Source organism: Rathayibacter sp. Leaf296 (assembly GCF_001423045.1).
GTDB classification, from domain to species: domain Bacteria; phylum Actinomycetota; class Actinomycetes; order Actinomycetales; family Microbacteriaceae; genus Rathayibacter; species Rathayibacter caricis.
The window spans coordinates 377436-393572 of the sequence record NZ_LMNR01000002.1; the positions used below are offsets into that span (position 1 = coordinate 377436).

Here is a 16137-nt window from a genome sequence, read left to right on the forward strand (position 1 = left end):
GGCGCTCACTCCAGGAAGCCGTCCTCGGCGGCGCGGCGGATGAGCTCCGCTCGACGGCTCGCGGGACGGCCGATCCTGGCGTACTTCTGGCGCACCCGGCGCAGATAGGTCTTCGCCGTCTCGAACTGCACGTTCATCTTGGCAGCGACCTCGGGGGTGCTCGATCCCGAGACGTAGAGCCGGAGGGCCTCGAGCTCGCCCGCGCTCAGCCTCGGACGCTGCTGAGCGGCGACGCCGATGGGCAGGGGCCGCCACTGCGTCGCCGATCCCTCGGTGGAGCGCATGGCCATCGCGGACCGCGTGCTCTCCATCACCTCGCGCATCGGCTGCGCCTTGGTCAGGTGCCGGGCGGCTCCGGCGCGGAGGCTGCGCTCGCGGATCTCGTCGTCCTCGTGCTCCGAGAGGACGACGACGACGGCTCCCGCGGCGCGGCAGGTGCGGATGCGCGCCTCGATCGAGATCGGCTCGCGCAGCTCGAAGTCCATGATCACGACCTGCGTCGGGAACACGGTGCTCGTCACCAGCTCCATCCAGGTCCCGGCGCCGACGACGACCTCGAAGTCCGGCGCGTGCGCCGCGATCCAGCTGCTCATGCTGTCGAGGACGAGCTCGTGATCGTCGAGGATGCCCAGGCGCACGGGGCGAGGAGACTCGTCGTCGCCGCTGCGAGCGGAGGAGCCGGACGAGGGCTCACCGGAGCGGCTGACCATGGCCCGATCCTATCGGAGCTGCGAGGAGGGGCTCCGGCGGCGCAGGCACGTCAGAAGAGCGTCGGCTGGCCGACTCCGGGGAGCAGCGCAGCACGATCGGGACCGAGCTCCTCGGCGAGGAGACCGCCGTGCTGGAGTGGGCGGCGATCCCCTCCGAGCACCCGCAGCGTGCCGAGTCCGGAGGAGAGCACCGACCCGGTGGCGGGATCCTCCCGCCCCTGCTCCAGGCCATGGGCGCGCATCAACGGGCGGATCCGCTCCGTCAGCCAGCGGCGGTACTCGATGGGGGCGTAGGCCGAGCGGCCCGGGTAGAGCGAGCGGTAGCGGTCGAGCAGCTCGGGGTGCTCCTGCGCGAGCCAGTGCAGGAACCACTCCTTCACTCCGGGCTTGAGGTAGAGCGTCGAGTACAGGATCGACGTGGCGCCCGCCTCGGCGCAGGCGCGGAGCGAGGCGTCCAGGTGCGCCTTCGTGTCGGTGAGGAACGGCAGGATCGGCATGAGGAAGACGGAGCAGTCGAAGCCCGCCTCGCGAGCGGCGGTGACCGTGGCCAGTCGCGCCGCGGCGGTGGGGGCTCCCGGCTCGACGGAGCGCTGCAGCTCCTCGTCGTAGACCGCGATGGAGACGCCGAGGTCGACCGGGACGTGCTCCGCGGCCTCCTTCAGCAGCGGCAGATCCCGGCGGAGGAGGGTGCCCTTGGTGAGGATCGAGAGTGGGGTGCCCGAGGCGGCGAGCGCGGCGATGATGCCGGGCATCAGGCGGTAGCGCCCCTCCGCCCGCTGGTAGGGATCGGTGTTCGTACCGAGGGCCACCGGGTGCCGCTCCCAGCTCGGCCGGGCGAGCTCTCGCGTGAGCACCTCGGCGACGTTCACCTTCACCACGATCTGGGAATCGAAGTCGCGGCCGCCGTCGAACTCCAGGTATTCGTGGGTGGGACGGGCGAAGCAGTAGGTGCAGGCGTGGGTGCAGCCGCGCATCGGGTTGATGGTCCAGCCGAAGGGCATCTTCGACGAGGTGTGCACCCTGTTGAGCGCCGATTTCGCGAGCACCTCGTAGAAGGTGATGCCGTCGAACTCGGGGGTGCGGGTCGTCCGCACCAGATCGGTCAGCCGCACGAGTCCCGGGAGCGCGCGGTCGTCCGCCGCGCCGATCGACTGCCCGCTCCACCTCATGGAGCAATTAGAACATACGTTCGAACTCCGCGCGCCGGGCGGCGCCCGAACGGGTCAGACCGAGGCGCCGAGTGCGAGCGTCTCGGCGGTCGCCGCGACCGTGCGCTCGGCCGCCTCGGGAGCGTCGTTCAGCGTCGAGCCGTAGCTCGGGATGAGCGAGCGGATGCGCGGCTCCCAGCCCTTCAGCTCGTCCGGGAAGCAGCGCTTGAGCACGTCGAGCATGATCGGGACGGCGGTCGAGGCTCCGGGCGAGGCGCCGAGCAGGCCGGCGATGGTGCCCTCTCCCCCGGTGATGACCTCGGTGCCGAACTGCAGCACTCCGCCCTTCTTCTCGTCCTTCTTCATCACCTGGACGCGCTGACCGGCGGTGATCAGGTACCAGTCCTCGGAGCGGGCGGTGGGCAGGAACTCGCGCAGCGCCTTCATCTTCTTGCCGCGGCCGGCGACGACCTCGCCGAGGAGGTACTTCATCAGGTCGAAGTTGTCGCGCGCGACCGCGAGCATCGGCCCGATGTTGTGCGGGCGGATCGAGAGCGGCAGGTCGAGCCACGATCCGCGCTTGAGGAACTTGGGCGTGAACCCCGCGTAGGGACCGAAGAGGAGCGACGCCTCGCCGTCGACGACGCGCGTGTCGAGGTGCGGGACGGACATGGGCGGTGCGCCCACCGCGGCCTTGCCGTAGACCTTCGCCTGGTGGCGCGCCACGATCTCGGGGTTGTCGGTGCGGAGGAACTGACCCGAGATCGGGAAGCCGCCGAAGCCCTTGATCTCGGGGATCCCCGACTTCTGCAGCAGGTGGAGGGCGCCGCCCCCCGCGCCGACGAAGACGAAACGGGCGAGCACGCGCTTGGGCGTGCTGCCGACGAGCTGCTTGAGGTCGAGCTGCCAGAGCCCGTCCTTGCGGCGGGTGATGTTCGTGACCTCGTGGCCCGTGTCGAGGGTCCCGCCGTTGCCGACGACGTGATCGAAGAGCTGGTGGGTCAGAGCGCCGAAGTCGACGTCCGTTCCGGCGGGGATGCGCGTCGCCGCGTAAGGGCCCCCGCCTGCGGGGCGCTGCTCCATCAGGAGCGGCGCCCACTCGTGGATCGTCTTGACGCTCTCGGTGAACTCCATGCCGGCGAAGAGCGGCTGGTCCTTCAGCGCCTCGTAGCGCTTGCGGAGGTACTCGACGTTGGCCTCGCCGTGCACGAAGGTCATGTGCGGAGCGGCGTTGATGAAGCTGGAGGGCTCGCGGATCGCTCCGGCCTCGACCAGGCTCGCCCAGAACTGGCGCGAGATCTGGAACTGCTCGTTGATCTGGATCGCCTTGGCGGGGTCGACGGAGCCGTCGGCCGCCTCAGGCATGTAGTTCAGCTCGCAGAGGGCGGCGTGGCCCGTGCCCGCGTTGTTCCACGGGTTCGACGACTCCTGCGCGACGTCGCCGAGGCGCTCGTAGGCCGCGATCGTCCAGTCGGGCTGGAGCGTGGTTAGGAGGGCTCCGAGCGTGGCGCTCATGATGCCCCCTCCGATGAGGGCGACGTCGACCGGTTCCGAGGAGTTCACGAGAACCGAGTTTACCGTCGCGGAAGGGTCGGCAGCCCGGACGGGGGGCTGCACCGTCATCAAATTCGCGGCTTTTCGACGCGGAGGCGGGCGGCGCCGCGCAGGGACGAGCGGTCGGCTCGGCTCGCGCGGCGCCGCTCCGGCGTCAGGAGGCGGCGGGACGCGACGCGATCAGCTCCGCGATCTGCACGGCGTTGAGCGCGGCGCCCTTGCGGAGGTTGTCGTTGCTGATGAAGAACGCGAGGCCGCGGCCCTCGGGCGCTCCCTCGTCGGCGCGGATCCGGCCGACGTAGCTCGGGTCGGTGCCCGCGGCCACGAGGGGGGTCGGGACCTCGCGGAGGACGACTCCGGGAGCGTCGGCGAGCAGCTCGCGGGCGCGCTCGGGCGTGAGCTCGCGCGCGAACTCGGCGTTGACGGAGAGCGAGTGCCCGGTGAAGACGGGGACCCGGACGCAGGTGCCCGAGACCAGCAGGCCGGGCAGCTCGAGGATCTTGCGGCTCTCGTTGCGGAGCTTCTTCTCCTCGTCGGTCTCGTTCAGGCCGTCCTCGACGAGGTTGCCGGCGAACGGGATGACGTCGAAGGCGATCGGAGCCACGTAGACCGCGGGGTCCGGGAACGCGACGGCCGAGCCGTCGTGCACGAGGTCGAGGAGGCGCTCGTCGGCGACGGCCGCCTTCGCCTGGCCGGCGAGCTCGTTCGCTCCGGCCAGACCGCTGCCCGAGACGGCCTGGTAGGTGCTGACGATGAGACGGGTGAGCCCGGCCTCGGCGTCGAGCACCTTCAGGATCGGCATCGCGGCCATCGTGGTGCAGTTGGGGTTCGCGATGATGCCCTTGACGGCCCGGTCGATCGCGTGCGGGTTGACCTCGCTGACGACGAGCGGGACCTCGGGGTCCATGCGCCAGGCGCTGGAGTTGTCGATCACGAGGGCGCCGGCGGCGGCGAACCGCGGGGCCTGCGCGCGGGACCCGGTGGCTCCCGCCGAGAAGAGGGCGATGTCTAGCCCCGTTGGATCGGCGTTCTCGACGTCCTCGACGACGACGTCCTCGCCGCGGAACGGCAGCGTGGTGCCGGCCGAGCGGGCGGTGGCGAAGAAGCGGATCGAGGCGATCGGGAAGTCGCGCTCCTCGAGGAGGCGGCGCATCACCTTCCCGACCTGACCGGTCGCGCCGACGACGCCCACGTGGAGGGGGGTGCTGCTCATGCTCTGCTCTTTCGTCCGTGCGGCGCGGCCGCCGCTCCCACTCGCGTGGGGATCAGGAGGGGTCCCGCGGGGAGCGGGTACCGGTGAGAAGGTACCGGGCGGGGAGTCGCCTCCGCGCCCGGCACCGCGCGATCGGCGGGATCGCGGGGGTGGATGTCCGTCAGCGACCGGTGCCGGCGTAGACGACCGCGTCGTCCTCGGCGTCGAGCCCGAAAGCGGTGTGGACGACGCGCAGCGCCTCGTTCACGGTGTCGGCGCGCGTGACGACCGAGATGCGGATCTCGCTGGTGGAGATCATCTCGATGTTGATGCCGGCCTCGAACAGCGAGCGGAACAGCTTCGCCGAGACGCCGGCGTTGGTGCGCATGCCGGCGCCGACGAGGGCCAGCTTGGCGATCTGGTCGTCGTACTGGAGCGCCTGGAAGCCGACGTCGTCCTTCTCGGCGTTGAGCGCCATGAGGACCGTCTGGCCGTCGGCCTTGGGCAGCGTGAACGAGATGTCGGTGAGACCGGTCGAGGCGGCCGACACGTTCTGCACGATCATGTCGATGTTCGACCCGGTCTTCGCGACGATCGTGAAGATCTGCGCGGCCTTCCCCGGGATGTCGGGCACGCCGACCACGGTGATCTTGGCCTCGTTCAGGTCGGCGGCCACGCCGGCGATGATCGGCTCTTCCACGGTCTGTCCCTTCTCGGTGCCGGCTGCTCCGGCGTTGTAGACGATGGTGCCCTCGTTCGGACTGAAGGAGGAGCGCACGTGCAGCGTCACTCCGTGGCGGCGCGCGAACTCGACGGCGCGGATGTGCAGGACCTTGGCCCCGGCCGCGGCGAGCTCGAGCATCTCCTCGCTGGAGATGCGGTCGAGCTTGCGGGCGCGCTTGACGACGCGGGGATCGGCGGTGAAGACGCCGTCGACGTCGGTGTAGATCTCGCAGGTGTCGGCGCCGAGGCCCGCGGCCAGCGCGACGGCGGTGGTGTCGGAGCCGCCGCGACCGAGGGTCGTGATGTCCTTGGTGTCGCGGTTGAAGCCCTGGAAGCCGGCGACGATGACGACGGCGTTCTCGTCGAGCGCCTCGCGCAGGCGCACGGGAGTGATGTCGACGATGCGCGCCGCTCCGTGCTGGGCGTCGGTGATCATGCCGGCCTGGCTGCCGGTGAAGGAACGGGCCTCGTAGCCCATGCTCTTGATGGCCATGGCGAGCAGCGCCATCGAGATGCGCTCGCCGGAGGACAGCAGCATGTCGAGCTCGCGGGGGGCCGGGATGGGGGTCACCTGGTGGGCGAGCTCGAGCAGGTCGTCGGTGGTGTCGCCCATGGCCGAGACGGCGACGACGACGTCGTTGCCCGCCTGCTTCGTGGCGACGATCCGCTTCGCGACGCGCTTGATGCTCTCCGCGTCGGCGACGGAGGACCCGCCGAACTTCTGGACGATCAGGCTCACGTGCTGCTCCCGGGTCGGTGGCTGGTGGGCCGTCGCGACCCGACGAAGGAGTCTACCGGCGGGCGCATGCACGAGGGGCCATGTGTCGGGCCGGCCGGTCGTCCTCTCCTGCGTCAGTTCTCGACGAGGCGGCGGCCCTCGAAGGCGCGGCCGAGGGTGATCTCGTCGGCGTACTCGAGATCGCCGCCGACGGGCAGGCCGGAGGCGAGCCGGGTGATCCGGATGCCGAGCGTGCTGAGCATGCGCGAGAGGTAGGTCGCGGTCGCCTCGCCCTCGAGGTTGGGGTCGGTCGCGATGATGACCTCCTGCACCTCGCCGTCGGCGAGCCGCTGCAGCAGCTGACGGATGCGGAGCTGATCCGGGCCGATGCCGTCGATCGGGCTGATCGCTCCGCCGAGCACGTGGTAGAGGCCGCGGAACTCCCGGGTGCGCTCGATGGCGGGGACGTCCTTCGCCTCCTCGACCACGCAGATGACGGTGCGGCTGCGACGCGGGTCACGGCAGATGCCGCAGGTCGCCTCCTCGGCCACGTTGCCGCAGATGTCGCAGAAGTGCACGCGGCCGCGCAGCTCGAGCAGGATCTCGGCGAGGCGGGTGACGTCGAAGGTCTCGGTCTGCAGGATGTGGAACGCGATGCGCTGGGCGGACTTCGGGCCGATGCCGGGGAGGCGGCCGAGCTCGTCGATCAGCTCCTGGACGATGCCTTCGTACATGCGGTCGCCTCCTCTCTGTCGGTGCGGGGGGAACGGGCGGGGCGGGGGGAACGGACGGGACGGAGCACGGGGACGATCACGCGCCGCTCACGCGGGGACCGCGCGGCACGTGGGGCTGCTCCTCGATGAACTGGGCGCCGAGGATCTCGCGCACCACGGCCTCGCCGTAGCGCTGGCGGCCGTCGGCCGTCGCCGAGCGGGTGGTCCGCGTCACCGGGCGGGCGGGCGGCTCCCGGCGCTCGGGGGCCGGGGCGGGCGCGCGGACGGGCTCGGGGGCGGCCGCCGGAGCGGGTTCGCCGGGAGGGGCGACGACGGCCCAGGAATCGGGCATCGGGGGCTCGACCGGCGGCATGTCCTCCTCCGGCGGCTCCTCGTCGAAGGGGGGCGCGTCGTCCACCGGTGCGCTGCGCGCGACGGAGGGCTCCGCGGCGCGCGGCGGCGCGGGGGTGCTCGGGGCGGGAGCCGACTCCGACTCGACGACGGGAGCGACCGGGTCGGCGGGGATCGCCACGGTGGCCCAGCCGTCGGAGCCCGTCGCGGCGGACGGCGCCGCGACCGCTCGAGCGGCTGCCGGAGGCGCCGGCGGTGCCTCGGCGGCTGCGCGGACCGTCTCGGGAGCGGCGGCCGACGGCTCGACGCGGGCGATGTACTTCACGCGGAGGCCGAGCACCTGCTGGATGGCCTGGCGGAGGTGCTCGCTGACTCCGGGCTGCCCGGCCGTGCCCGCCATCTTGAACGAGTCGACGTCGTTCTGGCTCGGGAAGGAGAGGGTGAGGACGTCGTCCTTCAGCGCGCGCACCTGCGCGGTGTAGGCGACGAGCCAGGCGGTCATCTTCGCCTTCTGCACGACCTCGAGGATCTCGGGCCAGCTGTCCTTCATCCGCTGCAGGGTGATCGGGCCCTCCTCGGCGGCGGACGGCGCGGGGGCGGAGGGGGCGGCAGCGGACGGGGCCGGGCTCGCGGGGACGGCGTCGGGAGCGGACGCCGCCGGAGCGGCGACGGGGACGGTCTCGACCGGCACCTCCTCGACCGGCACGGCGGTGGCGATCACGGCGGCGGGGCGCTCGATGCGGTGCGCGGGCGCGATCGGGGCCGGGGCCGCCGGAGCGCGATCGCGCGGCTCGTCGGCCGCACGGGGGGCCTCGGCACGGGGGGCCTCGGCACGCGGGGCCTCAGCACGGACGGGCGCCTCGCGCGGGGCACCGGCGGCCGAGGGCGCGCCGCTCAGGACCAGGGCGCGCGCGATCATCAGCTCGAGGTGCAGGCGGGGGGACGTGGCGCCGGTCATCTCGGTGAGGGCGTCGTTGACGAGGTCGGCGATGCGGGAGAGCTCGGCGAGGCCGAGCGCGCGGGCCTGGCCCGCCATGCGGTCGAGCTCGTCCTGCGAGACGCCGCGCAGCACGGCGGCGGCCGCGGCTCCGGTGGCGGCCACGACGATCAGGTCGCGGAGCCGCTCGAGGAGGTCGTCGACGAAGCGCCGCGGGTCCTGACCGGTCTGGATGACGCGGTCGACCGCTCCGAACGCCTCGGCGGAGTCGTGCTCGGCGAGCGCGTCGATCACCTCGTCGAGGAGGGCGCCGTGGGTGTAGCCGAGCAGCGCGACGGCGCGCTCGTACTCGACGGTGCTGTCCTCGGACCCGGCCATCAGCTGATCGAGGAGGGACAGCGTGTCGCGGACCGAGCCGCCTCCCGCGCGGACCACGAGGGGCAGGACGCCCGCCGCGACTCCGACGCCCTCGCGCTCGCAGAGCTCCTGCGTGTAGTCGAGCATCTGCGCGGGCGGGACGAGGCGGAAGGGGTAGTGGTGGGTCCGCGAGCGGATGGTGCCGATGACCTTGTCGGGCTCGGTCGTCGCGAAGATGAACTTCACGTGCTCCGGCGGCTCCTCGACGATCTTGAGCAGCGCGTTGAAGCCCTGCGGCGTGACCATGTGCGCCTCGTCGAGGATGAAGATCTTGAAGCGGTCGCGGGCCGGGGCGAACACGGCGCGCTCGCGGATGTCGCGCGCGTCGTCGACTCCGTTGTGGCTCGCGGCGTCGATCTCGACGACGTCGAGCGAGCCCTGGCCCTCGCGGCTGAGCTCGACGCAGCTGTCGCAGACGCCGCACGGAGTGTCGGTCGGACCCTGGGCGCAGTTCAGGCAGCGGGCCAGAATGCGCGCGGACGTGGTCTTGCCGCAGCCGCGCGGACCGCTGAAGAGGTAGGCGTGGTTTACGCGATTGGTGCGCAGGGCCGTCATGAGCGGATCGGTCACCTGGGACTGGCCGATCATCTCGGCGAACGTCTCGGGCCGGTACCGGCGATACAGGGCTGCTACCACCCGTACAGAGTAGCCGCGACCTCCGACACGGGAGCCGGGTCGCCCGAGCCCGGGCCCCGCGTAGCCTCGGACCGTGACGGACCCCGCCTCCCTCCTCCGCTTCGACGCCGTCGTGCTCGCCGGCGGGCGCGCGCGCCGCCTCGACGGCGCGGCCAAGCCGCTCCTGGTGCACCGCGGCACGACGCTGCTGGCCACCGCGCTCGCAGCGGTCGACGGCGCCGAGCGGATCGTCGTCGCGGGACCCGCGTCGCTGCGCTCGGCGACGGGGAGCACCCTGCTCGTGCAGGAGGAGCCGCCCTTCGGCGGACCGGTCGCGGGCCTCGCCGCCGCGCTGCCCCTGCTCGAGCGTCCGGACTCCCCGGAGTGGGTGCTCGTCCTCGCCGCGGACCTCGTCGCGCCGTCGGCGGCCGTCGGGCGGCTGATCGAGGAGGCGGCGGGCACCGGCGTCGACTCCGTCCTGGCCGTCGATGCGGACCGGCGCCCGCAGCAGCTGCTCGGCGTGCACCGGCGCGCCTCGCTCGTCTCGGCGCTCCGGCGGCTCGGCGCGGCCGACGGCGCCTCGGTCCGCGCCCTGCTCGCCGACCGGGAGGTCGCCCTCGTCGAGGTGCCCGCAGGATCCGCCGACGACATCGACGATCCCGAGGACGCCCTGAGCCACGGCATCGACGTCCCGCGCGCCCGCGGCGGAGAATGAGCGGATGACCGAGACGAACACCGCCCCTCCCGCCGACTCCACCGACGCCGTGCTGGCCGCCTGGTGGGACGAGCTGTGCACGGCACTGGAGCTGGGTGATGTGCCGATCGGCCGAGACGCGCTGCTCGCGCTGGCGGGCGACGCGGCGCACGGGGTCGTGCGCCCGGCCGCTCCACTCACGACGTTCCTCGCGGGGTACGCGGCGGGGCTGCAGGGCGGCGGAGCGGAGGCGCTCGACGCGGCGGTCGAGGCGTCCCGCGCGGCGATCCGCGGCCGCGCACACGACTCCTGACACGCTACTCCCCGACGCTCGATCCCGCTCCAGACTGCGGGCGTACGGTGCAATCGAGCCCCGACGCCGCGGCCGGACCACCGCGCGGCGACAGGGCTCCCGCGGGGCGAGCGCTCCGCGGTCGCTGCGCTGAAGGAGCACCCATGTCGGGCAACAGAGCCGTCGCCTACAAGTCCCCCGGAGTCGTCGAGGTCATCGACATCGACTACCCGGCCTTCGAGCTGAAGGACGGTCCGGGCGTCAACCCGGCCAACATCGGCCGGAAGCTGCCGCACGGTGCGATCCTCCGCACCGTCTCGACCAACATCTGCGGATCCGACCAGCACATGGTCCGCGGCCGCACCACCGCCCCCTCCGACCTCGTCCTCGGTCACGAGATCACCGGCGAGGTCGTCGAGGTCGGGCCGGACGTCGAGTTCGTGAAGGTCGGCGACATCGTCTCGGTGCCCTTCAACATCGCCTGCGGCCGCTGTCGCAACTGCAAGGAGCGCAAGACGGGCATCTGCCTGAACGTGAATCCGGACCGCCCGGGCAGCGCCTACGGCTACGTCGACATGGGCGGCTGGGTCGGCGGCCAGGCCGAGTACGTGATGGTGCCCTACGCGGACTGGAACCTGCTCGTTTTCCCCGACCGCGATCAGGCGCTCGAGAAGATCCTCGACCTCACGATGCTCTCGGACATCTTCCCCACCGGCTTCCACGGCGCGGTCACCGCGGGTGTCGGAGTCGGCTCCACGGTGTACGTCGCGGGCGCGGGCCCGGTGGGCCTCGCCGCGGCGGTCGGCGCGCAGCTCCTCGGAGCCGCCGTCGTCATCGTCGCCGACCTCAACGAGGAGCGGCTCGCCCAGGCGCGCTCCTTCGGCTGCGAGACCGTCGACGTCTCGAAGGGCGACCCGGCCGGGCAGATCGAGCAGATCCTCGGGGTGCCGGAGGTCGACTGCGGCGTGGACGCGGTGGGTTTCGAGGCGCACGGCAACGGACCCGACTCGCATCAGGAGGCGCCGGCGACGGTGCTGAACTCGCTGATGTCGATCACAGCGGCCGGCGGTGCGCTCGGCATCCCCGGCCTCTACGTCACCGGCGACCCGGGCGGAGTGGACGACGCGGCGAAGGAGGGCTCGCTCTCGATCCGGCTCGGCCTGGGCTGGGCGAAGTCGCTGTCGTTCACCACGGGCCAGTGCCCGGTGATGAAGTACAACCGGCAGCTGATGATGGCGATCCTGCACGACCGGGTGCACATCGCGGACGCGGTGCAGGCCACGGCGATCACGCTGGACGAGGCTCCGCGCGGCTACGCGGACTTCGACAAGGGAGCGGCGAAGAAGTTCGTGCTGAACCCCAACGGGTACCTCGGCTGAGCGAGGGGCGGGGTCCGCGCGATACGGGCCCCGCTCGGGCTCCGGCCAGAATGAGGGGATGAGCGCGCACCGGCACGAGGCGACCGACTGGGACGACGCCCGACGGCGCGCCGCCGAGGCCGTCGGCATCGGCGGCGTCGTCGAGGTCCCGCTCCTCGCAGCCCGCGGAGCGGTGCTCGCCGGGCCCGTGGCGACGACCCGCCCGCTCCCCCACTACGACTCGTCGGCGATGGACGGCTGGGCCGTGCGCGGCGCGGGACCGTGGCGGCTCGCCGACGGGGTCGCCGCTCCGATCGTCACGGGCGGCGTCGTGCCCGCCTGGTGCGACGCGGTCGTGCCCACCGAGCAGGGCGTCGTGAGAGACGGAGTGCTCTCGAGTGCCGCGCACCTGCCGCACGGGCGCCATGTGCGCCGCGCCGGGGACGAGGCCTCCGCCGGGACCGTGCTGGTCGACGCCGGGACCCGCCTCACCCCGGCGCACCTCGCGCTGCTCGCGGTCGCGGGTGTCGACCGCGTCGACGTGCGTCGGCCGTGCCTCGTGGACCTCCTCCTCACCGGCGACGAGATCGACACCGAGGGGGCGCCCGTGGCCGGCCGGGTCCGCGACGCCTTCACTCCGCTCCTCCCCTCGTTCGTCGAGGGTGTCGGAGGCGCGATCGGCCGGATCGACCGGCTGGCCGACGACGACCACGCGATCGCCGCGCGGCTCTCGGCGGGCTCGGCGCCGATCCGCCTGACGACCGGCGGGACCGGGCGCTCGCGGGCGGACGCGGTGCGGCGGGCGCTGACCCTCGCCGGCGCCGCGGTGCTGGTCGACGGCGTCGACATGCGTCCCGGCCACCCGACGATGCTCGCGGTGCTGCCCGGAGGCGCGCTCGTGATCACCCTGCCGGGGAACCCGCTCGCGGCGCTGCTCGCCGCACTGTCGTTCCTCCCTCCGGCGCTCGACGCCGCGGCCGGAGCGACGCCGTGGACGCCCGGCACCGGGACTCTCGGTGAGCCGCTGGGCAGGCCGGGGACGACCGTGCTCGTGCCCGTCTCGCGCGGCGAGGGCGGCTGGCGGGCCGCGGCGGGCATCCGCTCGCACATGCTCACCGGGCTCGCGGCCTCGGAGGCCGTCGCGGTGGTGCCGCCCGGCGGTGCGCGGATCGGCGACTCCGTCCGCCTGCTGCCGCTGCCCTGGTAGCGGTCAGGCCACCGGCTCGAGCCGCACGACGACCGACTTCGAGGTCGGCGTCCCGCTGATCCTGGCCGTCGAGTCGAGCGGCACGAGCACGTTGGTCTCGGGGTAGTAGGCGGCGGCGCACCCGCGCGGAGTGTCGTACGCGACGGTGCGGAACTCCGGCGCCCGGCGCTCGACGCCGTCCTCCCACTCCGACACCAGATCGACGATCGCCCCGTCGGCGATGCCGAGAGCGGCGAGGTCGGAGGCGTTCACGAAGACCACGCGCCGCCCGCCGTGGATGCCGCGGTAGCGGTCGTCGCGGCCGTAGATCGTGGTGTTGAACTGGTCGTGCGAGCGCAGCGTCTGCAGCAGCAGCCGCCCCTCGGGCACGCGGGGGTACTCGAGCGGATTCGCGGTGAAGCGGGCCCGGCCCGTCGCGGTCTCGAATCGGCGCTCGTCGCGGGGCGGGTGCGGGAGGACGAAGCCGCCGGGAGCGCTCACCCGCGCCTCGAAGTCCTCGAAGCCCGGGACGACGTTCGCGATGTGCCCGCGGATGAGGCGGTAGTCCTCGCGCAGGGCCGCCCAGTCGGCGACCGGCGCGTTCTCGCGGCCGGCGAGGAGCCGCTCCGCGAGGCCGGTCAGGATCGCCACCTCGGAGCGCAGGTGCTCGCTCGGCGGCGCGAGACGACCGCGCGAGGCGTGCACTGCGCTCATCGAGTCCTCGACGGTGACGCGCTGCTCCCCCGTCGCCCGCACGTCGGCGTCGGTGCGGCCGAGCGTCGGGAGGATCAGGGCGCGTCGGCCCGTGACGACGTGCGAGCGGTTGAGCTTCGTCGAGACGTGGACGGTGAGGGCGAGCGAGCGCATCGCGGCCTCGGTGACGGCGGTGTCGGGAGTCGCGCGCGCGAAGTTGCCGCCGAGTCCCATGAAGACGCGCGCCTTCCCGTCGCGCATCGCACGGATGGCGGCGACGGTGTCGGTGCCGTGCTTCCGCGGCGAGGCGAAGGAGAACTCGGCGTCGAGCCGGTCGTGGAACACCTCCGGCATCCGCTCGAAGATGCCCATCGTGCGGTCGCCCTGCACGTTGGAGTGCCCGCGCACCGGGCAGACGCCCGCGCCGGGCTTGCCGATGCTGCCGGTGAGCAGCAGCACGTTCACGACGTCCTTGAGCGTGGCGACGGAGTGGCGGTGCTGGGTCAGGCCCATCGCCCAGCAGACGATCGTGCCCTCCGACGCCGCGATCAGCTCGGCGATCGCACGGATGCGCACCTCGTCGATCCCGCTGCCGAGCTCGATCTCGGACCACTCGGTGCCTCGCAGCTCGTCGAGGTAGGCCTCGAGCCCGTCGGTGCTCCGCTCGATGAAGGCGCGGTCGAAGACCCCGCCGCGCGACTCCTCGAGGTCGAGGAGCGCCTTGCCGAAGCCCTGGAACAGGGCCTGGTCGCCGCCCAGGCGGACCTGCAGGAAGTGGTCGGCGAGGGCGGTGCCTCCGCCGATCGTGCCGCGCACGGTCTGCGGGTTGTCGAAGCGGAGCAGCCCCGCCTCGGGCAGCGGATTGATCGCCACGATCGTGCTGCCGGCCCGCTTCGCCCGCTCGAGCGAGGTGAGCATCCGCGGGTGGTTCGTGCCCGGGTTCTGCCCGGCGACGATGATCAGCGGCGCCCGCTCGATGTCGCGGAGGCTGACCGATCCCTTGCCGATGCCGATGGTCTCGGTCAGCGCGGATCCGCTGGACTCGTGGCACATGTTGGAGCAGTCCGGCAGGTTGTTGGTGCCGAAGCCGCGCACCATCAGCTGGTAGACGAAGGCGGCCTCGTTGGAGGTGCGACCGGACGTGTAGAAGATCGCCTCGTCCGGGCTCGCGCACGCGCGCAGCTCCTCGGCGACGAGATCGAGCGCCTCGTCCCAGCCGATCGGGCGGTAGTGGGTCGCGCCCTCCTCGAGCAGCATCGGCTCGGTGAGGCGGCCCTGCTGGCCCAGCGCGAAGTCGTCCCAGGTCTCGAGCTCGGCGAGCGGATGCTGCGCGAAGAAGGCCGGCGTGACGGTGCGGAGCGTCGCCTCCTCGGCCACCGCCTTCGCTCCGTTCTCGCAGAACTCGGCGACGTGGCGCTTGTCGGCCTCGGGCCAGGCGCAGCCGGGGCAGTCGAAGCCGGTCTTCTGGTTCACGCGGAGGAGGGTCTCGGCGCTGCGCAGCGGACCCATCTGCTTCATCGAGATCTGCAGGGCGTGCGCGACTCCGGGGATGCCGACCGCTCGGTGCTTGCGGGCGCCGACCGTGAGGCCTCGCTCGTCGATCGGAGTCTCTCGGGGTGCGGCGTCGTCGACCATCCCTGCATGCTACGTCGCGCAGCCGGGGAACGGACCGGCCGCCCGGTTCCGCGCGGCCGGTGCGAGGATGGACAGCACCGCTCGAGGAGGAGACCACCATGAGCCGCGCCGCCGCGAGGACCCGACTGACCGCCGTGCGCGCCGCGGAGCCGACCCGTCGACGGGAGGACGTGCTCGCGGTCGAGGAGCCGCTCGAGATCCGCGTGGGCGGGCGTCGGTTCAGCGTGACGATGCGCACTCCCGGAGAGGACTTCGACCTCGTCGCGGGGTTCCTGGTGTCGGAGGGGGTCCTCACGTCGACCGATCAGCTCGCGGCGCTGCGCTACTGCGCGAGCGGCTCCGGTCCGGGCGAGAACACGTACAACGTGGTCGACGCGACCGTGCGGGGCGGGCGCGCGGCGATCCTCCTGGAGCGCGAGCGCTCGGTGTACACGAGCAGCTCGTGCGGGGTCTGCGGGCTCGCGTCGCTGGACGCGGTGACGACGGAGTCGGCGTGGACCGTCGACGAGGACCCGGTGACGGCGTCCACCGACCTGCTCGCCTCGCTGCCGGACCGGCTGCGGGAGGCGCAGGGGCTCTTCGACCGGACCGGCGGGGTGCACGCCGCCGGGCTGTTCGACGCCGACGGCGCGCTGCTGTGCCTCCGCGAGGACGTGGGGCGGCACAACGCGGTCGACAAGGTGGTCGGCTGGGGCCTGCGCGAGGGGCGGCTCCCGCTGCGCGGGACGCTGCTGCAGGTGTCGGGGCGCGCGTCGTTCGAACTGGTGCAGAAGGCCGTGATGGCAGGTGTTCCGCTGCTCGCGGCGGTGGGGGCTCCGTCGTCGCTCGCGGTGGACCTGGCGCGGCGGGCGGGACTGACGCTGATCGGGTTCAGCCGGGGGGCGGGGTTCAACGTGTACTCGGGTGAGGGGCGGGTGCTGGAGGGGTGAGCCGGTTGGGGGACGGTCGATGCCGCTACGCCCCCGCGGGGCTAGCCCCCTGCTGATCGAGTAGCCCGCGAAGCGGGCGTTTCGAGATTCACGACTCCCGGAGTGGGTGGGTCTCGATACGCCCCTGCGGGGCTACTCGACCAGCAGAGGGGGGTGGGTCTCGATACGCCCCTGCGGGGCTACTCGACCAGCAGAGGGGATCCGCCCCTCGGGGCTACTCGACCAGCAGAGGGGGTCCGCCCCTCCGGGCTACTCGACCAGCAGAGGGGGTC

Annotated in this window: 13 protein-coding genes; 5 read left to right on the forward strand and 8 right to left on the reverse strand. The window is 72.7% G+C overall.

What is annotated here, in order from left to right; genetic code table 11:
- Positions 1 to 5: 5 nt before the first annotated feature.
- The 7 genes from ASF46_RS12030 to ASF46_RS12060 all read right to left on the reverse strand — a co-directional run bounded on the left by ASF46_RS12030 (position 6) and on the right by ASF46_RS12060 (position 9099).
- Positions 6 to 710 (reverse strand): DNA-binding response regulator, encoded by a 705-nt coding sequence (locus ASF46_RS12030; RefSeq protein WP_082485462.1) that lies wholly within the window; start codon positions 708 to 710, stop codon positions 6 to 8.
- 50 nt (positions 711 to 760) lie between these two features.
- Complete coding sequence (locus ASF46_RS12035) at positions 761 to 1879, reverse strand: Rv2578c family radical SAM protein (RefSeq protein WP_056867813.1); 1119 nt, start codon at positions 1877 to 1879, stop codon at positions 761 to 763.
- Positions 1880 to 1933: 54 nt separating this feature from the next.
- Positions 1934 to 3481, reverse strand: a complete 1548-nt coding sequence (locus ASF46_RS12040) for a malate:quinone oxidoreductase (RefSeq protein ID WP_082481308.1) — start codon at positions 3479 to 3481, stop codon at positions 1934 to 1936.
- An 85-nt stretch (positions 3482 to 3566) separates the two neighbouring features.
- Positions 3567 to 4625, reverse strand: coding sequence for an aspartate-semialdehyde dehydrogenase (locus ASF46_RS12045; RefSeq protein ID WP_056867814.1), 1059 nt, complete (start codon positions 4623 to 4625; stop codon positions 3567 to 3569).
- Positions 4626 to 4785: 160 nt separating this feature from the next.
- Positions 4786 to 6066 (reverse strand): aspartate kinase, encoded by a 1281-nt coding sequence (locus tag ASF46_RS12050; RefSeq protein WP_056867815.1) that lies wholly within the window; start codon positions 6064 to 6066, stop codon positions 4786 to 4788.
- A gap of 113 nt (positions 6067 to 6179) precedes the next feature.
- Positions 6180 to 6779, reverse strand: a complete 600-nt coding sequence (gene recR / locus ASF46_RS12055; protein ID WP_055791233.1) for a recombination mediator RecR — start codon at positions 6777 to 6779, stop codon at positions 6180 to 6182.
- Between the two features lie 76 nt (positions 6780 to 6855).
- Positions 6856 to 9099 carry a DNA polymerase III subunit gamma and tau gene (locus ASF46_RS12060; protein ID WP_056867816.1) on the reverse strand — a complete coding sequence of 748 codons (2244 nt, stop codon included), beginning with the start codon at positions 9097 to 9099 and terminating at the stop codon, positions 6856 to 6858.
- A gap of 73 nt (positions 9100 to 9172) precedes the next feature.
- On the opposite strand from ASF46_RS12060, the gene mobA reads away from it, so the two are divergent.
- From mobA to ASF46_RS12080, 4 genes are all read left to right on the forward strand, one after another.
- On the forward strand, positions 9173 to 9793 hold the full coding sequence (gene mobA, locus ASF46_RS12065; RefSeq protein ID WP_056867817.1) for a molybdenum cofactor guanylyltransferase: 621 nt from the start codon (positions 9173 to 9175) through the stop codon (positions 9791 to 9793).
- 4 nt (positions 9794 to 9797) lie between these two features.
- Positions 9798 to 10085: a DUF6457 domain-containing protein gene (locus ASF46_RS12070; RefSeq protein ID WP_235576938.1), complete on the forward strand. Its 288-nt coding sequence runs from the start codon at positions 9798 to 9800 to the stop codon at positions 10083 to 10085.
- A 143-nt stretch (positions 10086 to 10228) separates the two neighbouring features.
- The gene (fdhA, locus tag ASF46_RS12075) at positions 10229 to 11443 is read left to right on the forward strand and encodes a formaldehyde dehydrogenase, glutathione-independent (protein WP_056867818.1); all 1215 of its coding nucleotides are present in this window, start codon (positions 10229 to 10231) and stop codon (positions 11441 to 11443) included.
- A gap of 58 nt (positions 11444 to 11501) precedes the next feature.
- Positions 11502 to 12629 (forward strand): molybdopterin molybdotransferase MoeA, encoded by a 1128-nt coding sequence (locus tag ASF46_RS12080; protein ID WP_056867819.1) that lies wholly within the window; start codon positions 11502 to 11504, stop codon positions 12627 to 12629.
- Positions 12630 to 12632: 3 nt separating this feature from the next.
- On the opposite strand, the gene ASF46_RS12085 is transcribed toward ASF46_RS12080, so the two are convergent.
- Complete coding sequence (locus ASF46_RS12085; RefSeq protein ID WP_056867820.1) at positions 12633 to 14936, reverse strand: FdhF/YdeP family oxidoreductase; 2304 nt, start codon at positions 14934 to 14936, stop codon at positions 12633 to 12635.
- A gap of 98 nt (positions 14937 to 15034) precedes the next feature.
- Between ASF46_RS12085 and fdhD the strand changes: the two genes are divergently transcribed.
- Entirely contained in the window at positions 15035 to 15865 is an 831-nt protein-coding gene (gene fdhD, locus ASF46_RS12090; protein ID WP_056867821.1) for a formate dehydrogenase accessory sulfurtransferase FdhD, read from the forward strand.
- Positions 15866 to 16137: the final 272 nt, after the last annotated feature.

What these genes read in the sequence shown, in the direction of transcription:
- fdhD (WP_056867821.1), top strand. Translation starts at nt 15,035, where the DNA reads ATGAGCCGCGCCGCCGCGAGGACCCGACTGACCGCCGTGCGCGCCGCG.
- ASF46_RS12085 (WP_056867820.1), bottom strand. Translation starts at nt 14,936, where the DNA reads ATGGTCGACGACGCCGCACCCCGAGAGACTCCGATCGACGAGCGAGGC.
- fdhA (WP_056867818.1), top strand. Translation starts at nt 10,229, where the DNA reads ATGTCGGGCAACAGAGCCGTCGCCTACAAGTCCCCCGGAGTCGTCGAG.
- ASF46_RS12080 (WP_056867819.1), top strand. Translation starts at nt 11,502, where the DNA reads ATGAGCGCGCACCGGCACGAGGCGACCGACTGGGACGACGCCCGACGG.
- ASF46_RS12040 (WP_082481308.1), bottom strand. Translation starts at nt 3,481, where the DNA reads ATGACGGTGCAGCCCCCCGTCCGGGCTGCCGACCCTTCCGCGACGGTA.
- ASF46_RS12035 (WP_056867813.1), bottom strand. Translation starts at nt 1,879, where the DNA reads ATGAGGTGGAGCGGGCAGTCGATCGGCGCGGCGGACGACCGCGCGCTC.
- ASF46_RS12030 (WP_082485462.1), bottom strand. Translation starts at nt 710, where the DNA reads ATGGTCAGCCGCTCCGGTGAGCCCTCGTCCGGCTCCTCCGCTCGCAGC.
- recR (WP_055791233.1), bottom strand. Translation starts at nt 6,779, where the DNA reads ATGTACGAAGGCATCGTCCAGGAGCTGATCGACGAGCTCGGCCGCCTC.
- ASF46_RS12045 (WP_056867814.1), bottom strand. Translation starts at nt 4,625, where the DNA reads ATGAGCAGCACCCCCCTCCACGTGGGCGTCGTCGGCGCGACCGGTCAG.
- ASF46_RS12070 (WP_235576938.1), top strand. Translation starts at nt 9,798, where the DNA reads ATGACCGAGACGAACACCGCCCCTCCCGCCGACTCCACCGACGCCGTG.